Raw genomic sequence first — 19,239 nt, 5'->3', positions numbered from 1 at the left:
ACGAGCGGATCACGGCCACGTGGCCCGGTCGTCCTCGGGCCGGCAGTTCGTCACGGCCCGGTTCGTGCGCTCACCGGCAAGGCGGGCGGTACCGGTTGACGTCGAGGCCGCGGAATTCGAGCTTGTTGGGGGTCTTGCCGACGAAGACCAGGCCGCGCGCCTCGCTCAACGCCGACGCGAACGTGTGCGCCGGCTTGCCCAGTTCGGGCAGCCAGGTCCACTTGTCCGGGGAGAAGCTGAAGAACTTGCGCACGGTCTTCCCGCGCGTCGAGGGCACCAGCGTGAGCCACTTGTCGCCGCCGCTCCACTGCGAGCCCGGACGGAGCTGGACGTAGAGGTCGTCGGTGGCGCTGTAGGTCAGCCAGAAGCCGGACGACCGGGTGAGGTCCGCCTGGGCTTCGAACTCGTTGCCGAGCCAGACGACGATCACGTGCCACTCGGCGCTGAGGAACGCCACCTTGGCCGCGTACCCGTGGCGCTCGCGCACCAGCAGGCTGCCGGTCGCCGGCACGGTCGTGCCCTCGCCCGAGGCGAGCCACTGCTGGTAGCGGTCGATCGACGGGGTCCGGCACTCGCAGCCGCGCCCGGACTGCCCACCGGACACCGCGCTCGCCGGCGCGACCTCCGCGTGGGCGACCGTGGTCGAACCGACGAGGGACAGCACCAGCGCGGCGATCACCGCCGCGAACGCCTTGACGAACGCGACCGGTGTACGACCGTGCCTGGAGCCTCCGCGCATTCCCGGAAGCTAGCACAGCGACCGGCGCGTCGGTGATCTCCCGCCGGGCCCCGCTTCGGGGTCACCGCCGGGGTGTCACGGGCTGTGGACGGTGAGGGTGGTCGGGCCGGTCACGCTCGGCACGCCGCCGGCCAGGCACTGGAGCAGGTTCGGGGTGACGAGGGTGATCACCTGTTCCGCGCCGGCCGGTGCGAACCCGCCGGCCGTGAGCACGCCGGTGTTGGTCACGACGACCTGGCCCGCGACGGCGTTGGAGGTGACGTTGTACTCGAACGTGCTCGGTGCCGTCGTCCCGCCCCAGGTGAACGTGCGCAGCGCCGAGCCCGAGTCGAACAGCGCCAGGCAGGACGCGGTGAGCGTGAACGTCTCGGCGTAGGTGGCGGTGCCGGCGGCGGCGTTCGTGCAGGTGGGGTAGACGCCGCTGACGGTGACGGTGGTCGGCCGCGCGGCGAGGGTCAGCGGCGGGTCGAAGGTGGTGACCTCGGTGCCCGCGCACACCTGGTCCACACCGGCCGCGTGGGCGGGCACGGCGACCAGTGTGGCGGCGGCGGCGAGCAGGACCGTTGCGGCGCAACGGAACAGGCGTGACGACGTCATGGGTTCGTCCTCTTCGGCGGTCGGCGGGTGCCGGCGGAAATCGGAGCGGCACCCCGTGGGTTCGCCGCCACCGCGCGGTCGTTAGCCGGTTCGACGACCTGTCACCCGTTCGGCGGCAGGAGTCGGTTCGCCGCCTACCCCCGAACCTCCGGGGGGTCGCCCGCCGGGTCGTCCGGCCCGGCGCGCAGTGCCGCGATCGCCTTCTCGAAGTCCTCCACGGAGGAGAACGAGCGGTACACGCTGGCGAAGCGGAGGTAGGCGACCTGGTCCAGCTCGCTGAGCGGCCCCAGGATGGACAGGCCCACCTCGTGGCTGGGGATCTCGGCGCAGCCGGTGGCGCGGATGGACTCCTCGACGCGCTGGGCGAGCAGGTGCAGGGCGTCGTCGTCCACCTGGCGGCCCTGGCACGCGCGGCGGACGCCGTCGACCACCTTGTCCCGGCTGAAGGGTTCGGTCGCGCCGGAGCGCTTGACCACGGCCAGCACGGCTTCCTCGACGGTGGTGAACCTGCGCCCGCAACCGGAGCAGGACCGCCGGCGGCGGATCACCTGGCCTTCGTCGACTTCGCGCGAGTCGACCACGCGGGAATCCGCGTTGCGGCAGAACGGGCAGCGCACTGCTGGTCGCCTTTCCACTCCGGTGTCGCGGCGGGATCGGGTGTGCCGGGCGCGGGGCCGGGGCGGCGGCCCCGGCCCCCGGGAGGATCAGTCCCAGTCGAGCGACGAGCCCGAGGCGTACTCGGTGACGCGCGTCTCGAAGAAGTTCTTCTCCTTCTTCAGGTCGATGGCCTCCGACATCCACGGGAACGGGTTGTCGGACGGGCCGAAGACCGGGGCCAGGCCGAGCTGCGCGCAGCGCCGGTTGGTGATGAAGTGCATGTACTGCTCGCACTGCTCGGCGTTGAGCCCGAGCAGGCCGTTGGGCATGGTGTCGCGGCCGTAGGCGATCTCCAGCTCGCACGCCTCGCCCAGCATGGTGCGGACCTCGGCCTGGAAGGCGTCGTTCCACAGGTGCGGGTTCTCGATCTTGATCTGGTTGATCGAGTCGATGCCGAAGTTCAGGTGGATCGACTCGTCGCGCAGGATGTACTGGTACTGCTCGGCGATGCCGATCATCTTGTTGCGCCGCCCGAACGACAGGATCTGGGCGAAGCCGGTGTAGAACCACATGCCCTCGAACACGACGTAGAACGCCACCAGGTCGCGCAGGAACGCCTGGTCGGTCTCCGGCGTGCCGGTGCGGAACTCGGGGTCTTCGAGGTGCTGGGTGTAGTTCAGCGCCCACGCGGCCTTGTCGGTGATCGACGGGACCTCGCGGTACATGTTGAACAGCTCGCCCTCGTCCAGGCCGAGCGATTCGCAGATGTACTGGAACGTGTGGGTGTGCACGGCCTCCTCGAACGCCTGGCGCAGCAGGTACTGGCGGCACTCGGGGTTGGTCAGGTGGCGGTACACGGCGAGCACGATGTTGTTCGCCACCAACGACTCCGAGGTGGCGAAGAAGCCGAGGTTGCGCTTGATCGCGTGCCGCTCGTCGTCGGTGAGGCCGGTGGGGGAGCGCCACAGGGCGATGTCGGCCTGCATGGAGACCTCGGTCGGCATCCAGTGGTTGGCGCAGCCGTCCAGGTACTTCTCCCACGCCCAGTGGTACTTCAGCGGCAGGAGCTGGTTGACGTCGGCGCGCGCGTTGATCATGGACTTGTCGTCCACGTGCACGCGGTCCGCGCCCCGGGCGATGGAACCGAGGCCGGAGGTGTCGGGGAGGTCGGTGGTCACTGGCAGGCCTCGCAGTCGGGGTCGGTGACGGAGCAGACGAGCGCGTCGTCCGACGTCGTGGTCGGGATCGACGGGGGCCCGGCCGGTGCGGGCGGCGCGGCGGGCGTCGGCGCGGGTGCGACGGCGGGCACGGGCGTCGGCGCGGGCGCGGAGCCCGGACGGACGGCGTTGAGCTTGCCGTCGGTGCCGCGCAACGTGGACTTCTCCACGCTGGTGGCCGCGGTGGACCGCAGGTAGTAGGTCGTCTTGAGACCCTTGTGCCAGGCCAGCCGGTACAGGTTGTCCAGCTTGCGGCCGTTGGGCGCGGCGATGTAGAGGTTGAGCGACTGCGCCTGGTCGATCCACTTCTGGCGGCGCGACCCGGCCTCGATCAGCCACTCGGACGGGACCTCGAACGCGGTGGCGTAGAGGGCCTTGAGCTCCTCGGGCACCCGGTCGATCGGCGCGAGCGAGCCGTCGAAGTACTTCAGGTCCGACACCATCGCCTCGTCCCACAGGCCCAGCGCCTTGAGGTCGTCGACCAGGAAGCGGTTGAGGACGGTGAAGTCGCCGGACATGTTCGACTTCACGTACAGGTTGCGGAACAGCGGCTCGATGGACTGGCCGACGCCGCAGATGTTGGAGATCGTCGCGGTCGGGGCGATCGCCATGGTGTTGGAGTTGCGCATCCCGCCGCGCACCCTGGTGCGCAGCGCGTCCCAGTCCAGGGTGGACGAGGTGTCCATGTCCAGCGCCCCGCCCCGGGCGTCGGCGAGCAGCGCGATCGAGTCGATCGGCAGCACGCCCCGGCTCCACAGCGAGCCCTCGAACGACTCGTAGCTGCCGCGCTCGCGGGCCAGGTCCGCCGACGCCGACAGCGCGTGGTAGCCGATGTGCTCCATGCTGCGGTCGGCGAACTCCACCGCCTCGGGCGAGCCGGGCACGAGCCGCAGGGTGAACAGCGCGTCGCTGAAACCCATCAGGCCCAGGCCGATCGGCCGGTGCCGCAGGTTGGACCGGCGGGCCTCGGGGATCGTGTAGAAGTTGATGTCGATCACGTTGTCCAACATGCGCACGGCGGTGTGGACGGTGCGGTGCAGCCGCTCGGCGTCCAGGCCCTGGGCCGTCACGTGGTTGGCCAGGTTGACCGAGCCGAGGTTGCACACCGCGACCTCGTCGGCGCTGGTGTTCAGGGTGATCTCGGTGCACAGGTTGGACGAGTGCACGACACCGGTGTGCTGCTGCGGGGAGCGCAGGTTGCACGGGTCCTTGAAGGTGATCCACGGGTGGCCGGTCTCGAACAGCATGGTCAGCATCCGCCGCCACAGGTCCGTCGCGCGGACGCGCTTGAACACGCGGATCTCGCCCCGGTCGGCCGCCTCCTCGTAGGCGCGGTAGCGGGTGGCGAAGTCCAGGCCGTAGGAGTCGTGCAGGTCCGGCGTCTCGTCCGGGGAGAACAGGGTCCACTCGGCGTCCGCCTCGACCCGGCGCAGGAACTCGTCGGGCACCCAGTTCGCGGTGTTCATGTCGTGCGTGCGCCGCCGGTCGTCGCCGGTGTTCTTGCGCAGGTCGAGGAACTCCTCGACGTCGACGTGCCAGGTCTCCAGGTACGCGCAGGCCGCGCCCTTGCGCTTGCCGCCCTGGTTCACCGCGACCGCCGTGTCGTTGGCGATCTTGAGGAACGGCACGACGCCCTGCGACTGGCCGTTGGTGCCCTTGATGTGCGCGCCCATGCCGCGCACCGGGGTCCAGTCGTTGCCCAGCCCGCCGGAGAACTTCGCCAGCAGCGCGTTGTTCTGGTAGCCCTGGAAGATGCTCGCCAGGTCGTCGTCGACCGTGGTCAGGAAGCACGACGAGAGCTGGGCCCGGGTGGTGCCCGAGTTGAACAGCGTCGGGGTGGAGCACATGAAGTCGAACGTGGAGAGCAGCTCGTAGAACTCGATCGCCCGCGCCTCGCGGTCGTCCTCGCGCAGCGCCAGGCCCATCGCGACCCGCATGAAGAACGCCTGGGGCAGCTCGTACCGGACGCCGTGGTCGTGCAGGAAGTAGCGGTCGTACAACGTCTGCATGCCCAGGAAGTCGAACTTCGCGTCGCGCTCCGGGCGGATCGCCGCCGCGATGCGCGCCACGTCGAACGACTCCAGCGCGGGGTCCAGCCGGTCCAGCTCGATGCCCAGCCGGACGTAGTCCGGGAAGTAGTCCAGGTAGGACATCTGCTCGCCGGTCGCCTCGACCGGGCGGCCCGCGACCCTGGTCAGCACCTCGCGGCGCAACTGGTCGAGCAGCAGGCGGGCGGCGACGAAGGAGTAGTTCGGCTCGGTCTCCACCAGCGTGCGCGCCGACATCACCAGCGCGACGGCCAGTTCGTCCACCGAGATGCCGTCGTAGAGCGCGCGCCGGACCTCGGAGAGCACCGGGTCCGCCGACACGTCGGCCAGGCCGGCGCACGCCTCGCCGACCACGACCGCGATCCGCGCCCAGTCCACCGGGACGAGGTCGCCGTCCGCGCCCTTGACCCGGAACTGCACCGGCGCGGGTACGACCTGCCGGGCCTTGGCGTGCTCGTCGCGGTACAGCACGTAGGCGCGCGCGACCTTGTGGTGGCCGCCGCGCATCAGCACCAGTTCGACCTGGTCCTGGATCTGCTCGATGTGCAGGGTGGTTTCCGGGCGGGCGTGCTTGAGCAGGGCGCTCTCCACCTGGGCGGTCAACTCCGCCACGAGCGGGTGCAGGTGGGACGCCGCCGCCGCGACGTCACCCTCCACCGCCAGGAACGCCTTGGTCATGGCCACCTGGATCTTGGTGGGGTCGAAGGCCGAGACGGTGCCGTCGCGGCGGATCACTCGAACCTGCGCGACACCGGTGCCCGTGGTTGTGGTCGACAAAGCCCTCTCCTCGCGAGCCTCAACGGCCCGGAGCACGCGGCGACCGCACAGAGCGCGCGCAACGGCGCGACCATCCGTGTCGGCCCGCCCACGAGGCCCCGGACACGCGCGCGCCGGCCGGCGCGCGCATCGACGGCAGGTCTTCGGACTCGCGGACACCCGGCTGTCCAGCCGGACCTACTGGCCGTCGCTTCCCGGGAGCACGCGCTCCCAGTGCTGTCTGACGGCGGTTGTTTCCGCTCACCGCTGCGGGGCAGTCCCGGATTCGCACCGGGTTCCCTCTTGCCTCCTCGGCCCTCGGGGAGGGCGTCGGAACCTTCGACGGGCGAGACACTACATGTTGTAGATCCGTTCGCAACCGGGCCCCACATGGGCGTGTCGCGGGGCGATGTGCATCGCGTGACACGCGTCTCCGGGCCCAGGTCGGCACCTCACCCGCGCCACGCCGCGGTCGGTGGGCCGCGCCGTCGTCGACCGCGAAACGGTTGCGCGGCAGGGAGTTGTGGAGAAGGCGGAACGCGGCTCGCCGGAAACCGGTGCCGGCCGGCGGGAAACGGCCGCATCGCCGACCTCGGAGGCAGCGGGGGGACCGGGCCGGGCTCCCGGACGACTCGGTGACATCCCGCACCGGCACCCGAAGGCGATCGCGGCGGCGGTTCCCGTTCCTCGGGAGAGGTCCCCGCGCTGCGCTACGCTCGCGGGTGCTGGTGGTTCGCCCTGGTCGATCGTCGGTCGGGGCGAGGCAAGAGGGAACCCGGTGGGAGTCCGGGACTGCCCCGCAGCGGTGAGCGGGAACGAAAGCCGTCAACCAAGCACTGCGCGTGAGCGTGGGAAGCGACGGCCGGTAGGCGTGAGGTGTGCGCCCGCGAGTCCGAAGACCTGCCACCCGCCCGCGCGCCCACCGGGTGCGCGGTGTCCGGTGACCTCTCGGGCGGGTCGCGGCGGACGCGGCCTCGCGCCGCCCGCGAAGCGCGCCCCGGGAAGCTCCGGCGTTCACGCACGCTCGCGAGGAGAGAGCTAGTGACCAGTGGAATCGGCACCACCGTCCTGGGCTACCCCCGGATCGGTCCCCGACGGGAGCTCAAGCGGGCCGTCGAGCGGTACTGGGCCGGGCGCATCGACCACGCGGCCCTCTCGGCCGTCGCGGCCGAACTGCGCGCGGCCACCTGGGCGGAACTGCGCGACGCCGGGCTGGACTCGGTACCGTCCAACACCTTCTCGTTCTACGACCACGTGCTGGACACGGCCTTCCTGGTCGGTGCGGTGCCACGGCGCTACCGGCGCGAGTCGGAGCTGGACAGCTACTTCGCGGCGGCGCGCGGCACCGACGAGCTGCCGCCGCTGGAGCTGACCAAGTGGTTCGACACCAACTACCACTACCTGGTGCCCGAGATCGACCCCGACACCGAGTTCCGGCTGGCCGGCGACAAGCCGCTGGCCGAGTACCGGGAGGCCCGCGAGCTGGGGATCACCACCCGGCCCGTGGTGCTGGGACCGGTGACGTTCCTGCTGCTGGCCAAGGGCGCGGACCCGCTGGCCCGGCTGGACGACCTGGTCGACGTCTACGTCGAGCTGCTGGTGGCCCTGTCCGCCGAGGGCGTCGCGTGGGTGCAACTGGACGAACCCGCGTTCGCCGCCGACCGCCCGCCGGCCGAACTGGCCGCGCTCGGCCGGGCCTACACCCGCCTGGCCGCGCTGCACTCCCGGCCGAAGCTGCTGGTCACCGGCTACTACGGCGCGCTCGGCCCGGCGCTGGAGGTGCTGGCGGGCACCGCCGTCGAGGCCATCGGCGTGGACCTCGTCGCGGGCACGGCGGCCGGCGTCGCGAGCGTGCCCGCGCTGCGCGCCAAGACCCTCGTGGCCGGTGTGGTCGACGGCCGCAACGTGTGGCGCACCGACCTGCGGGCCGCGCTGGCCACCGCCGCGTCGCTGCTCGGCTCGGCCGCCGAGGTCGTGCTCTCGACCTCCTCGACGCTGCTGCACGTGCCCTACGACCTGGCCGCCGAGACGGCGCTGGAACCGGAGGTGCGCGGGCGGCTGGCGTTCGCGCGGCAGAAGGTGCGCGAAGTCGTGCTGCTCGGCCAGGCGCTGCGGGACGGCGTGGACGGCGGGTGGGCGGACGTGGCCGACGAGCCGGTCGCCGCTCCCCGCCGGGACGAGACCGTGCGGGCGCGGCTGGCCGCGCTGGGGCCGGAGGACCGCGACCGCGCGCCGTACGCCGAACGCGCCGCCGCGCAGGACGCGCACCTCGACCTGCCCGCGCTGCCCACCACGACCATCGGTTCGTTCCCGCAGACGACCGAGATCCGCACCGCCCGCGCCGGGCTGCGGTCGGGGGAGCTGTCCCGCGACGAGTACGAGGAGCGGATGCGCGAGGAGATCGCGCGGGTGATCGCGTTGCAGGAGGACATCGGTCTGGACGTGCTGGTGCACGGCGAGCCCGAGCGCAACGACATGGTGCAGTACTTCGCCGAGCACCTCGACGGGTTCGCGGTCACCGACCTGGGCTGGGTGCAGTCCTACGGTTCCCGGTGCGTGCGCCCGCCGGTCCTGCACGGTGACGTGTCGCGGCCCGCGCCGATCACGGTGCCGTGGAGCTCCTACGCGCAGTCGCTGACCACGCGGCCGGTGAAGGGCATGCTGACCGGCCCGGTGACGATCCTGGCGTGGTCGTTCGTGCGCGACGACCAGCCGCTGGGCGAGACCGCCGACCAGGTGGCGCTCGCGCTGCGCGACGAGATCGCCGACCTGGAGGCGGCGGGCATCCGGGTCGTCCAGGTCGACGAACCCGCGCTGCGCGAGCTCCTGCCGCTGCGGCGGGCCGACCACGCGGCGTACCTGGAGTGGTCGGTCGGGTCGTTCCGGTTGGCCACCTCGGGCGCGGCGGCGGGGACCCAGGTGCACACCCACCTGTGCTACTCGGAGTTCGGCGAGGTCATCGACGCGATCGACGGCCTGGGCGCGGACGTGACCACCATCGAGGCCGCCCGGTCGGGGATGGAGGTCCTGGACGACCTGCGGTCGGCCGGGTTCGGCCGGGGCGTCGGGCCGGGCGTGTACGACATCCACTCGCCGCGCGTGCCCGGCGTGGACGAGGTGGCCGAGCTGGTCGCCGCCGCGGCGCGGGTCGTGCCGGGCGGGCGGTTGTGGATCAACCCGGACTGCGGGCTGAAGACGCGCGGCTACGCCGAGGTCGAGCCCGCGTTGCGCAACCTGGTCGAGGCCACCCGCCGGGTCCGGGAGACGTCGGCGTGACCTGATCGGGGCGGGTGTCCGGAGCAGTGCGCGGGCACCCGCCCCGACCGGCGCACCGGAGCGCGTGCGACGACGGTCAGCGCAGGGAGACCCACACCGCGCCGGCCGCCGTCCGACCGAGCTCGGCGCGAATCCCGTGCTCGACCGCGAGCACCGCGACGTCCTCCGAGTACGGCGCGGGTTCCAGCAGGCGCAGGTCCGCGTCCAGCACGATGCCGTGGTCGGCGAAGTACTTCAGCAACCCCGCGTCGGAGTCCGAGATGCGCGCCACCCGCACGAGGGCCCCGGCCGGCGCGTCGGGCAGCGCCACCGCGTCGGGGCGGTGGACGGTCCCGTCCGCCGCCGGGATCGGGTCGCCGTGGGGGTCGCGCACCGGGTCGCCCAGGAACGCGGCCATCCGCTCGACCAGCCGGTCGGAGACCGCGTGCTCCAGCACCTCGGCCTCGTCGTGGACCTCGTCCCAGCCGTAGCCGAGCGTCTGGACCAGGAACGTCTCGATCAGCCGGTGCCGCCGCACCATGGCGACCGCGTGCCCCCGGCCGCTGTCGGTGAGGTTCACGCTGCCGTAGCGGGCGTGCCGCAGGAGCCCCTGCTCGGTGAGCCTGCGGACGGCGTCGGACACCGTGGACGGCTTGAGTCCCATGCGCTGCGCCACGACCGACGTGGTCACCGGCGCGTCGGACCACTCCTGGAGGGCCCAGACGACCTTGAGGTAGTTCTGGGCGCTCTCCGGCAGTTCGGCCACCGACATGGGGCCAGGATATCCCGGGAGGTGCTCAACCCCCGCTCGCCTCGGCGCGGGCGCGGGCCGCGACGAGCCGGCGGCCGAGCACGCCGTGGCGCGGTGCGAAGAGGTAGACCAGCAGGAACACCGCGCCCTGCACGAGCACCACCATGCCGCCGGAGGCGGTGTCGAGGTGGTAGCTCAGGTACAGGCCGACCACCGCCGCGCCCACCGACACCGCCGGCGCGATGACCAGCATCCGCCCGAACCGGTCGGTGAGCAGGTAGGCGGTGGAGCCGGGGATGATCAGCATCGCCACCACCAGCACCACGCCCACGACCTGGAGCGCCACCACGCAGGTCAGCGCGAGCAGCCCGAGCAGCGCCGCACCCAGCAGCCTCGGGTTGAGGCCGATGGCGTGGGCGTGCACCGGGTCGAACGCGTAGAGGGTGAAGTCGCGGCGCTTGAGCAGCAGCAGGACCAGCGCGACCGCGCCCAGGACGGCGATCTGCGCCAGGTCGCCGCGGTCCACGCCGAGCAGGTTGCCGAACACGATGTGGTTGAGGTCGGTCTGGCTCGGCGTGACCGAGATCAGCACCAGGCCGAGCGCGAACAGGGTGGTGAACACGATCCCGATGGCCGCGTCCTCCTTGATCCGGCTGGTGTCGCGCACCAGGCCGATCAGGGCCACCGCCAGGAAGCCGAACACGACCGCGCCCAGGGCGAACGGCGCGCCCACCACGTGGGCCAGCACCACGCCGGGCAGCACGGCGTGCGACACCGCGTCGCCCATCAGCGACCAGCCGATCAGCACCAGCCAGCAGGACAGCACCGCGCACACGGCGGCGGCGATCACGGTCGCGGCCAGCGCCCGGACCATGAACCCGTAGCCCAGCGGTTCCAGGAACAGCTCGTAGAAGGTCATCGCACGCCCTCCCCGGCGGCGGGCACGTCGAGGCCGAACGCGCGCACCAGGTTCTCCGGCCGGAGCACCTCGTGCGGCGAGCCGTGCACCAGCACCCGGCGCATCAGCAACAGCGCCTCGTCGGCGAGCTCGGGCAGCGCGTGCAGGTCGTGCGTCGACACCAGCACGGTCGCCCCGTCGGCGGCCAGCTCCCGCAGGAGCCCGGTGATCGTGGCCTCGGAGCGCTTGTCCACGCCCGCGAAGGGCTCGTCGAGCAGCAGCACGCGGGCTTCCTGCGCGATGCCCCGCGCCACGAACGCGCGTTTGCGCTGCCCGCCGGACAGCGCGCCGATCTGCCGGTCGGCGAGGTCGGCCAACCCGACCCGCGCCAGCGCCCGGTCGACCGCCTCGTGGTCGGCCCGGCGCGGCCGGCGGGTGACGCCGAGCCGCCCGTAGCGGCCGGTCAGCACCACGTCCCGGACCGACAGCGGGAAGGCCCAGTCCACCGCCTCGCTCTGCGGCACGTAGGCCACCGCGCCGGACCTGCGCGCCCGCGCCGGGGCCTCGCCGTGCACCCGCACCTCGCCGCGGTCGGGCCGGACCAGGCCGGTGATCGTCTTGAACAGCGTCGACTTGCCCGAGCCGTTGACGCCGACCAGGCCGCACACCCGGCCGGGCGCGATCGCCAGCGTGACGCCGTCGAGGGCGACGACCTCCCCGTAGCGCACGACCACGTCGCGCACCTCGATCGCGGTCACCGGGCGCTCCCGGCCAGGGCGGTGGTGATGGTCCTGACGTCGTGCCGGACGAGGTCCAGGTAGGTCGGCACCGGTCCGTCCGGGCCGGACAGCGAGTCCACGTAGAGCACCCCGCCGAATGCCGCCCCGGTCGAGGAGACGACCTGGCGCATCGGCCCGTCGGACACGGTGGACTCGCAGAACACCGCCGGCACCCCGTTGGCCCGGACGAAGTCGATCGCCCCGGTGATCTGCTGCGGGGTGGCCTGCTGCTCGGCGTTGACCGCCCAGAGGTAGCGCTCGGTCAGGCCCGCGTCGCGGGCGAGGTAGGAGAACGCGCCCTCGCACGTCACCAGCGCCCGCCGGCCCTCCGGCACGTCGCGCAGCGCGGTCACCAGGTCGTCGTGCACGCGTTGCAGCTCGGTCCGGTAGCGCTCGCCGTTGGCGCGGAAGTCGGCGGCGTGCGCGGGCGCGAGGTCGCTGAAGGCCCGGACCAGGTTGTCGACGTAGACCTTGACGTTCAGCGGCGACATCCACGCGTGCGGGTTCGGCTGCCCGGCGTGGGCGTCCTCGGCGATCGGGACGGGGGAGATGCCGTCGCTGACGACCACGTGCGGCACGTCCACCTCGGCGACGAACCGGGCGAACCACGCTTCGAGGCCCAGGCCGTTGTCGACGACGAGGTCCGCCCGGGAGGCGCGCTTGACGTCGTCGGGGGTGGGCTCGTAGCCGTGCACCTCCGCGCCGGCCTTGGTGATCGACTCGACCGCGAGGTGCTCGCCGGCGACGTTCGCGGCGATGTCGGCCAGCACCGTGAAGGTCGTCAGGACCTTCGGCCGGTCGTCCGCCGCCGCGCCGCCCGCGCCCCCGCAGCCGGCGGTGAGCAGTGCGGCGGCGACGGCGGCCACGGCCACGCGAAGCGGTGTCGGCATGATCGGATCGTAGAGTTCGCCGGGCCGAACTCTCCTCCGGGGTCACCCTGAACTCCCAGCGGGTGTCACCCGTCCGGGCGAGAGGTGGGTGAGCGCCGCGTAGAGCGACTCGGCCGACAGGGTGTCGTCCACCGTCTCGTCGTCCACCGTCTCGTCCACCGTCTCGTCGACCGCCTGGTTCGCTCCGCCGGGCTCGCGCCGGGCGGACGGTTCCCGGAAGACCCCGCCCGGACGGTCCCCGGGTGGCCGCACCGGGCGGCGCGGGTGATCCTGGGTGGGACACCGGGGGAGGAGCGGCGTGCACCTCGACCTGACCGGGCGCACGGCGCTGGTCACGGGCTCCACGCAGGGCATCGGCGAGGCGATCGCCGCCGGCCGAGGCCGTCGCGCGCATCCGGGCCGGGGTGCCGGGCGCGGACCTGGTCGAGGCCCCCGGCGGCGTGGCAACGGCGGCCGGCGCGGCCGGCGCGGCCGGCGCTGGAGATCACCGACGACGAGTGGCGGCGCTACTTCGAGGTCGACGTGCTGTCCGCGGTCCGGCTGACGCGCGCGTACCTGCCCGGCATGCGGGAGCGCGGCTGGGGCGAGGTCCAGTACATCGCGAGCGACTCGGCCGTGGTGATCCCGGCCGAGATGATCCACTACGGGGTGTCCAAGACGGCGTTGCCGGGCGTGTCGCGCGGGTTCGCGAAGGAGGCGGCCGGGACGGGCGTGACGGTGAACTGCGTCATCGCCGGTCCCACGCACACCGGGGGTGTCGAGGACTTCGTCCACGAGCTGGTGGACCGGGACCTGCCGTGGGAGCAGGCGCAGCGCGAGTTCATGCGCCCGCACCGCCCGCAGTCCCTGCTGGGCCGGCTGATCGAACCGGAGGAGATCGCCGACCTGGTCGTCTACCTCGGCTCCCCGCAGGCGTCCGCGACGACCGGCGCGGCGGTCCGCGTGGACGGCGGCTACGTGGACTCCATCCTGCCGTGACGCCCGTCGGTCGCGGTGCCGCCGCTGGTCACCTGGTGAGCACCAGGACGATCGCGGTGACGAACAGGAGCGCGGAGGCCACGATCAACGCCTTGCGCCGCTTGGCCTCGTCCTCCGACTGCGACGTCGCGTACCGGATGACCACGATCACCTGGATCACGACGAGGACGACCCCGAGGAAAATCAGCACAAGGGGTTGAACGCGCCCCGTTCCGCACTGGTTCCGGTGGATTCCCCGCGTCACCCTTTCGCCACACCGCACCGCCGCACGCCGCTGCCCGGGGCCGTCCCGCAGCCGGTCCGGTCGGTGTGCGACCGCTCAGCTCAGGAAGTGGTCGAGGGTGACGGGCAGGTCCCGGACGCGGACACCCGTGGCGTGGTGCGCCGCGTTGACGATGGCGGCGGCGGTGCCGACGATGCCGATCTCGCCGACGCCCTTGGTGCCCATCGGGTTCGTGTGCGGGTCGTGCTCGTCCACCCAGTACGCCTCCACGCTCGGCACGTCGGCGTTGGTGGCGATGTGGTAGTCGGCGAAGTCGTGGTTGACCACGTGCCCGGACCGCTCGTCCAGGAGGCTGTGCTCGTGCAGGGCCATGGACAGGCCCATGGTCATGCCGCCGACGAGTTGCGAGCGGGCCAGGCGCGGGTTGACGACGCGGCCGACGGCGAACACGCCGAGCAGGCGGGGCACCCGCACCTCGCCGGTGTCGACGTGCACCCGGACCTCGGCGAACTGGGCACCGAAGGCGTGCATCGCCCACTTGTCCGAGTCGGGTGCCGCCGGTGCCGAGGCGGTCGTCTCGTCGCCCCCGGCGGGCCGGTCGCCGAACTCCTCGCGGAACGCCCGCGCGGCGGCCACCACCGCGGAACCCCACGACGTGATGCCGGACGACCCGCCCGCCACCGTCGCCTTGGGCAGCTTCGTGTCGCCGATGCGCAGCTCGACGTCCGCGAAGTCGACCCCGAGCGCGTCGGCGGCGATCTGCGCCAGGGACGTCCAGGTGCCCGTGCCGAGGTCGGCGGCACCGATCTCGACGCGGTAGCGCCCCGCCGCGGTGAAGCCGATCGTGGCCTGCGACCCGGGCGTGTGGTTGACCGGGTAGGTGGACGCGGCCACGCCGGTGCCGACGAGCCAGCCCGCCTCCTCGCGGACGCCGGGTGCCGGGTCGCGGTGCGCCCAGCCGAACCGGCGCGCACCCTCGCGCAGGCAGGCGGTCAGGTTGCGGGTGGAGAACGGCTTGCCGCTCTCCGGCTCGACCTCGGGTTCGTTGCGGATGCGGAGCTCGACCGGGTCGAGGCCGCAGGCGACGGCCAGTTCGTCGAGCGCGACCTCCGGGCCGAACATGCCGGGGCACTCGCCGGGCGCGCGCATCCACGAGGGCACGGGCACGTCGAGGGCGGCCAGCCGGTGGGTGGTGCGGCGGTGCGGTGCCGCGTACATGGTGCGGCTGGGCACGGCGGTCTGCTCGGCGAACTCCTTGATGCGCGAGGTCTGGCCGACGGCGTCCACCGCGATGGCGGTCAGCCGGCCGTCGGCGGCACCGCCCAGGCGGACCCGCTGGATGGTCGGGGTGCGGTAGCCCACCAGGGAGAACATCTGCTGCCGGGTGAGCGCCAGCTTCACGGGCGTGCCGGGCAGGGACCGCGCGGCCAGCGCGGCGAGGATGGTGTGGACGTGCGGCGTGCCCTTGGAGCCGAAGCCGCCGCCGACGTGCGGCGAGACGACGTGCACCCGTCCCGGCGGCAGGCCGAGCGTCGAGGCGACGGCCTCCCGCGTGGTGTGCACGCCCTGGGTGGACTCGTAGAGCACCAGGTCGTCGTCCGACCACAGCGCGGTGGTGGTGTGCGGTTCCATCGGGTTGTTGTGGTACCAGGCCGTGGTGTAGGTCTGGTCGACCTCGTGCGCCGCCCGCTCCAGCCCCTCGGCCACGTCCCCGCGCGCGGTGTCGGTCTCGAAGCCGCCGTTGACCTGCTCGGGCGCGTAGAGGTCGGCGCGGTCGGCGCTCAGGTGCACGTCGTGCGGCCGTTGCCCGACCTCCGCGCGGACGAGCGAGGCGGCGTGGCGGGCGATCTCGGGAGTGCGGGCGACGACGACGGCCAGCACCTGCCCCCGGAAGTCCACGTCGTGCGATTGCAGCGCGGCCAGCTCGGCGTCGTCGGTGTCGGCCAGGCGCGGTGCGTTGTCGGGGGTCAGGACGGTCAGCACGCCGTCGAGCGCCTCGGCCCGTCCGACGTCGATCGAGGTGAGCACCCCGCGAGCGACCTCGGCCTGCACCAGCCACGCGAACGCGGGCGAGGTGACCGGCTGGTCGCCCGCGTACCGCGCGGTGCCGGTGACCTTGGCGGGTCCGTCGACGCGGCGCGGCGTCGTGCCCAGCACGCGCGGTCGCACGAGGTCGGTCATCGTCGCTCCCCGGCCAGTTCGCGCAGTGCGGACACGATCGTGTTGCGGGCCAAGGGGATCTTGAAGGCGTTGCCGGACAGCGGCTCGGCTTCCGCCAGTTCGGCTTCCGCCGCCTCGCGGAACGCCGCCTCGGTCGCCGGCCGGCCGCGTAGCGCGTCCTCGGCCCGCCGCGCGCGCCACGGCTTGTGCGCCACCCCGCCCAGCGCGATGCGCACGTCGCGCACGGTGCCGTCGGCGATGTCCAGCACGGCCGCCACCGACACCAGCGCGAACGCGTACGACGCCCGGTCGCGCACCTTCCGGTACAGCGAGCGCGCACCCGCCGGCAGCGGCGGGAGGTCCACGGCGGTGATCAGGTCCGCAGGGGCGAGCACGGTGTCGCGGTGCGGTTCGTCCCCGGGCAGCCGGTGCAGCTCGACCAGCGCCACGGTCCGCTGCCCGCCCGGCCCGTGCACGAGCACCTCGGCGTCGAGCGCGGCCATCGCCACCGCCATGTCCGACGGGTGCACCGCCACGCACTCCGGTGACGCCCCGAGGATCGCGTGCTGGCGGGTGTGGCCGCCGATCGCGGAACACCCGCTGCCGGGCACGCGCTTGTTGCACGGCGTGGACAGGTCCTGGAAGTACGCGCAGCGCGTGCGCTGGAGCAGGTTGCCGCCGGTCGTCGCCAGGTTGCGCAACTGGCCGGACGCCCCGGACAGCAGCGCCCGCGACAGCACCGGGTAGTCCCGGCGCACGACCGGGTGCGCGGCCAGGTCGCTGTTGCGCACCGTCGCGCCCACCCGCAGGCCACCGCCCGGCAACCGCTCGACGCCGTCCAGCGGCAGCCGGCTGATGTCGACCAGCACCTCCGGCGCGGTGACGCCGAGCTTCATCCGGTCGACCAGGTTCGTGCCGCCCGCGAGGAACGCCACCGCCGTGCCACCGCCCGCCTCGGCCACCGCGCTCTCCACGTCGACCGCGCGCCGGTAGTCGAACGGGATCACCGGGCACCGTCCCGGACCGCGTCGACGATGTTCACGTACGCGCCGCAGCGGCACAGGTTGCCGCTCATCCGCTCGCGGACCTCCTCGGCCGACAGCTCGACCGGGCCGGTGAGGTCGGCGGTGACGGCGCTGGGGTGCCCGGCGCGGGCCTCGGCCAGCACGCCCACCGCCGAGCAGACCTGGCCGGGGGTGCAGAAACCGCACTGGAACGCGTCGCGCTCCAGGAACGCCTCCTGGACCGGGTGCGGTTCCCCGTCCTCGGCTAGACCGGCGGCCGTGGTGACCTCCGCGCCGTCGTGCGCGACGGCGAAGGACAGGCACGTCACCACGCGCCGCCCGTCCAGCAGGACCGTGCAGGCCCCGCACTGCCCGTGGTCGCAGCCCTTCTTCGGCGCGGTCACCCCGAGGCCCTCGCGCAGCGCGTCGAGCAGCGTCGTGCGGTTGTCCACCCGCAATTGCCGGACCTGCCCGTCGACGCGCAGTTCGACGTCCCCGTTCACGAGCGGTCGCCCCGGCTCGGCGGCGGCCTCTCGCCCGGATCGGGCGGCGGCGGTCGGTCGGGCAGGGTGGGTGGCGGCGGTTCGGGCACCGGCGGCACCGGCGGTCGCGTGGCCGGAGAGGGCTCCGACCCCGGCTGCCGGGGGTACGGCTCCGGGTCGGGCGGCGTACGGCCCGGCGGGGTCGGCTCCACCATCGCGCTGCTCCTGCTCCGTCTGGGGGATGGGCTGGCAGGCTCGGATACCCGTTCGCGAGCGGTCCACGCGCGGTCGGCGGTGCCCGGTCAGGTGATGCGCGCTCACCCGGTCGGGGCGGTGGGCTCGCGCCACGTCTCGCGGTGGGCCCGCCGAACGGGTGCGGACACTCAGGGGGCAGACGGCGCGGTCGTGCTGCGATATCCTGGAGCGCAACGGTTTTGGCTCATCCCCGAGCGGGCCGGGCGGGTGACCTGCGGCGGAGGCACTGGGGCCGCGTGGGTCCGGGGAACCGCCCACCTGGTCGCGGATCTGTCCGGCTCGGCGTCCCCGCGTTCATTCCGCCCCGGCCGGGGCCACCGATCCCCGGTGGCAAGGAGATGTGCGTATGAGCTTCCCCGCGACCGGTCCGCCGGCGGTGCCCGACGCCGGCGGGCGATTACCGGAAGGTCGTCGCGCGCTCCGGCCGGAGAGCGGCGGACCACCGGTGGTCGTCGTGCTCCCGGACACCGGGGGTGCGGGCTGATGGCGAGCTGGCAGGCGCTCCGCACGACCGGCGCGGCCGACGTGCTCACCCGCACGCACGCCCTGCTCCGGCCCGCGATGTCCGCCGCGCTCGACCGCCTCGACGACCGGCTGCGCCGCATCGCCGGCTACCACCTGGGCCTGTGGGACGGCGACGGCACGCCCGCCGCCGCCGACACCCACGTCGGCAAGGGTGCCCGGCCGGCCCTGACGGTCCTGAGCGCGGAGGCGGTGGGCGCGCCGGCCGACCAGGCCCTGCTCGCCGCCGTGGCCGTGGAACTGGTGCACAGCTTCACCGGCCTGCACGACGACATCATCGACGGCGACGAGCTCCGCCGTGACCGGGCCGCGACGTGGACCGTGTTCGGCACCCCGCACGCCCTGCTCACCGGTGACGCCCTGCTGGTCCTGGCGGGCACGCTCCTGTGCGGCGGACCGGAACACCGGGTCGGCGCGGCGATGTCCGCGCTGTGGACCGCCGTGCACGAGCTGGTCGACAACGAGAGCAAGGACTCGTTCTACCCGGACCGGATCGACGTCCCGCCCGAGGTCGCCGCCGCCACCACGATCGGCAAGACCGCGCCGTTGAGCCGGTGCGCGTGCGAGCTGGGCGCGCTCTACGGCGACGCCCCGCCCGCGCGGCGCGCTTCGTTGCGGGACTTCGGGTGGCACGCCGGCGCGGCGTGGGCGCTGCACGACGACATCAACGGGATCGTCGCCCCGGCCGAGGTGACGGGCAAACCCGCCCACTCCGACCTGCGCAACCGCAAGACGACACCCCCGGTCGCCGCCGCGCTCACCCGGAGCACCGAACCGGCCGCGACCGCCCGGCTCGTCGAGCTCTACACGCGGCCCGGCGAGCTCGCCGAGGCGGACCTCGCCGAAGCCGCCGCCCTCGTCGAGCGGGCCGGCGGCCTGGACTGGACCCGGCGCGAGGCCGACCGGCACCTGGCCGCCGCCCGATCCTGCCTGGAGGCCGCCGACCCCCTCGACCCGGCGGGCACCGCGCTCCGCTCGCTGACCGGCCTGTTCGCCCCCACCACCCCGACGGCGGGCACCGGAGGGGAGGACCGCCCGCGCCGGGCCGACCACCACGCCGCGAGCCGCCGCTGAACACCGCGTCAGGA

At 73.3% G+C, this 19,239-nt stretch carries 16 protein-coding genes, 1 pseudogene and 2 riboswitches; of the genes and pseudogenes, 4 read left to right on the top strand and 13 right to left on the bottom strand.

From position 1 onward, the window contains the following. Positions 1 to 70: 70 nt before the first annotated feature. The 5 genes from AB0G01_RS28195 to AB0G01_RS28175 form a co-directional block, all read right to left on the bottom strand. Positions 71 to 739 carry a hypothetical protein gene (locus AB0G01_RS28195; protein WP_360951300.1) on the bottom strand — a complete coding sequence of 223 codons (669 nt, stop codon included), beginning with the start codon at positions 737 to 739 and terminating at the stop codon, positions 71 to 73. A 75-nt stretch (positions 740 to 814) separates the two neighbouring features. Beyond that, complete coding sequence (locus AB0G01_RS28190; RefSeq protein WP_360951297.1) at positions 815 to 1,336, bottom strand: hypothetical protein; 522 nt, start codon at positions 1,334 to 1,336, stop codon at positions 815 to 817. Positions 1,337 to 1,470: 134 nt separating this feature from the next. After that, the gene (nrdR, locus tag AB0G01_RS28185; RefSeq protein WP_360951294.1) at positions 1,471 to 1,953 is read right to left on the bottom strand and encodes a transcriptional regulator NrdR; all 483 of its coding nucleotides are present in this window, start codon (positions 1,951 to 1,953) and stop codon (positions 1,471 to 1,473) included. 87 nt (positions 1,954 to 2,040) lie between these two features. Beyond that, positions 2,041 to 3,111, bottom strand: a complete 1,071-nt coding sequence (locus AB0G01_RS28180; RefSeq protein WP_360951291.1) for a ribonucleotide-diphosphate reductase subunit beta — start codon at positions 3,109 to 3,111, stop codon at positions 2,041 to 2,043. Beyond that, positions 3,108 to 5,975, bottom strand: coding sequence for a ribonucleoside-diphosphate reductase subunit alpha (locus AB0G01_RS28175; protein ID WP_360951288.1), 2,868 nt, complete (start codon positions 5,973 to 5,975; stop codon positions 3,108 to 3,110). The genes AB0G01_RS28180 and AB0G01_RS28175 overlap by 4 nt, the downstream gene beginning before the upstream one ends. A gap of 116 nt (positions 5,976 to 6,091) precedes the next feature. Then, positions 6,092 to 6,310, bottom strand: a riboswitch (cobalamin riboswitch). A gap of 356 nt (positions 6,311 to 6,666) precedes the next feature. Continuing rightward, a riboswitch (cobalamin riboswitch) is annotated at positions 6,667 to 6,877 on the top strand. A 118-nt stretch (positions 6,878 to 6,995) separates the two neighbouring features. On the opposite strand from AB0G01_RS28175, the gene metE reads away from it, so the two are divergent. Further along, positions 6,996 to 9,230, top strand: coding sequence for a 5-methyltetrahydropteroyltriglutamate--homocysteine S-methyltransferase (metE, locus tag AB0G01_RS28170; RefSeq protein WP_360951285.1), 2,235 nt, complete (start codon positions 6,996 to 6,998; stop codon positions 9,228 to 9,230). Positions 9,231 to 9,306: 76 nt separating this feature from the next. Here metE and AB0G01_RS28165 read toward each other — a convergent pair whose 3' ends face one another. Genes AB0G01_RS28165 through AB0G01_RS28150 form a run of 4 tightly spaced genes read right to left on the bottom strand, consistent with a single transcriptional unit; the run spans position 9,307 to position 12,527 of the window. Further along, positions 9,307 to 9,981: a metal-dependent transcriptional regulator gene (locus tag AB0G01_RS28165; RefSeq protein ID WP_360951282.1), complete on the bottom strand. Its 675-nt coding sequence runs from the start codon at positions 9,979 to 9,981 to the stop codon at positions 9,307 to 9,309. Between the two features lie 25 nt (positions 9,982 to 10,006). Further along, the gene (locus tag AB0G01_RS28160; RefSeq protein ID WP_360951279.1) at positions 10,007 to 10,879 is read right to left on the bottom strand and encodes a metal ABC transporter permease; all 873 of its coding nucleotides are present in this window, start codon (positions 10,877 to 10,879) and stop codon (positions 10,007 to 10,009) included. After that, the gene (locus tag AB0G01_RS28155; protein WP_360951276.1) at positions 10,876 to 11,616 is read right to left on the bottom strand and encodes a metal ABC transporter ATP-binding protein; all 741 of its coding nucleotides are present in this window, start codon (positions 11,614 to 11,616) and stop codon (positions 10,876 to 10,878) included. Before AB0G01_RS28155 ends, AB0G01_RS28160 begins: the two co-directional genes overlap by 4 nt. After that, the gene (locus AB0G01_RS28150) at positions 11,613 to 12,527 is read right to left on the bottom strand and encodes a metal ABC transporter substrate-binding protein (protein ID WP_360951273.1); all 915 of its coding nucleotides are present in this window, start codon (positions 12,525 to 12,527) and stop codon (positions 11,613 to 11,615) included. The genes AB0G01_RS28155 and AB0G01_RS28150 overlap by 4 nt, the downstream gene beginning before the upstream one ends. A 298-nt stretch (positions 12,528 to 12,825) precedes the next feature. Between AB0G01_RS28150 and AB0G01_RS28145 the strand changes: the two are divergent. After that, a pseudogene (locus AB0G01_RS28145) lies at positions 12,826 to 13,505 on the top strand (SDR family oxidoreductase). A 28-nt stretch (positions 13,506 to 13,533) separates the two neighbouring features. On the opposite strand, the gene AB0G01_RS28140 reads toward AB0G01_RS28145, so the two are convergent. From AB0G01_RS28140 to AB0G01_RS28125, 4 genes are all read right to left on the bottom strand, one after another. Continuing rightward, positions 13,534 to 13,695, bottom strand: a complete 162-nt coding sequence (locus AB0G01_RS28140; RefSeq protein ID WP_360951270.1) for a hypothetical protein — start codon at positions 13,693 to 13,695, stop codon at positions 13,534 to 13,536. 129 nt (positions 13,696 to 13,824) lie between these two features. Next, positions 13,825 to 15,909, bottom strand: a complete 2,085-nt coding sequence (locus AB0G01_RS28135; RefSeq protein WP_360951267.1) for a xanthine dehydrogenase family protein molybdopterin-binding subunit — start codon at positions 15,907 to 15,909, stop codon at positions 13,825 to 13,827. After that, positions 15,906 to 16,895: a xanthine dehydrogenase family protein subunit M gene (locus AB0G01_RS28130; RefSeq protein ID WP_360951264.1), complete on the bottom strand. Its 990-nt coding sequence runs from the start codon at positions 16,893 to 16,895 to the stop codon at positions 15,906 to 15,908. The genes AB0G01_RS28135 and AB0G01_RS28130 overlap by 4 nt, the downstream gene beginning before the upstream one ends. Next, a complete protein-coding gene (locus tag AB0G01_RS28125) occupies positions 16,892 to 17,395 on the bottom strand; it encodes a 2Fe-2S iron-sulfur cluster-binding protein (RefSeq protein ID WP_360951261.1) in 504 nt (167 codons plus the stop codon). The genes AB0G01_RS28130 and AB0G01_RS28125 overlap by 4 nt, the downstream gene beginning before the upstream one ends. A gap of 580 nt (positions 17,396 to 17,975) precedes the next feature. On the opposite strand from AB0G01_RS28125, the gene AB0G01_RS28120 reads away from it, so the two are divergent. Together AB0G01_RS28120 and AB0G01_RS28115 are read left to right on the top strand one after the other, a co-directional pair. Then, complete coding sequence (locus AB0G01_RS28120) at positions 17,976 to 18,113, top strand: hypothetical protein (protein ID WP_360951258.1); 138 nt, start codon at positions 17,976 to 17,978, stop codon at positions 18,111 to 18,113. Continuing rightward, positions 18,113 to 19,225: a polyprenyl synthetase family protein gene (locus AB0G01_RS28115; protein ID WP_360951255.1), complete on the top strand. Its 1,113-nt coding sequence runs from the start codon at positions 18,113 to 18,115 to the stop codon at positions 19,223 to 19,225. Before AB0G01_RS28120 ends, AB0G01_RS28115 begins: the two co-directional genes overlap by 1 nt. The last annotated feature ends 14 nt before the right edge of the window (positions 19,226 to 19,239 follow it).

The sequence above is a fragment of the Actinosynnema sp. NPDC023587 genome (assembly GCF_040640215.1).
Classification (GTDB): Bacteria; Actinomycetota; Actinomycetes; order Mycobacteriales; family Pseudonocardiaceae; genus Actinosynnema.
Note: the sequence above shows the minus strand (reverse complement) of the source record. Positions and strands in the feature narration are given on the sequence as shown.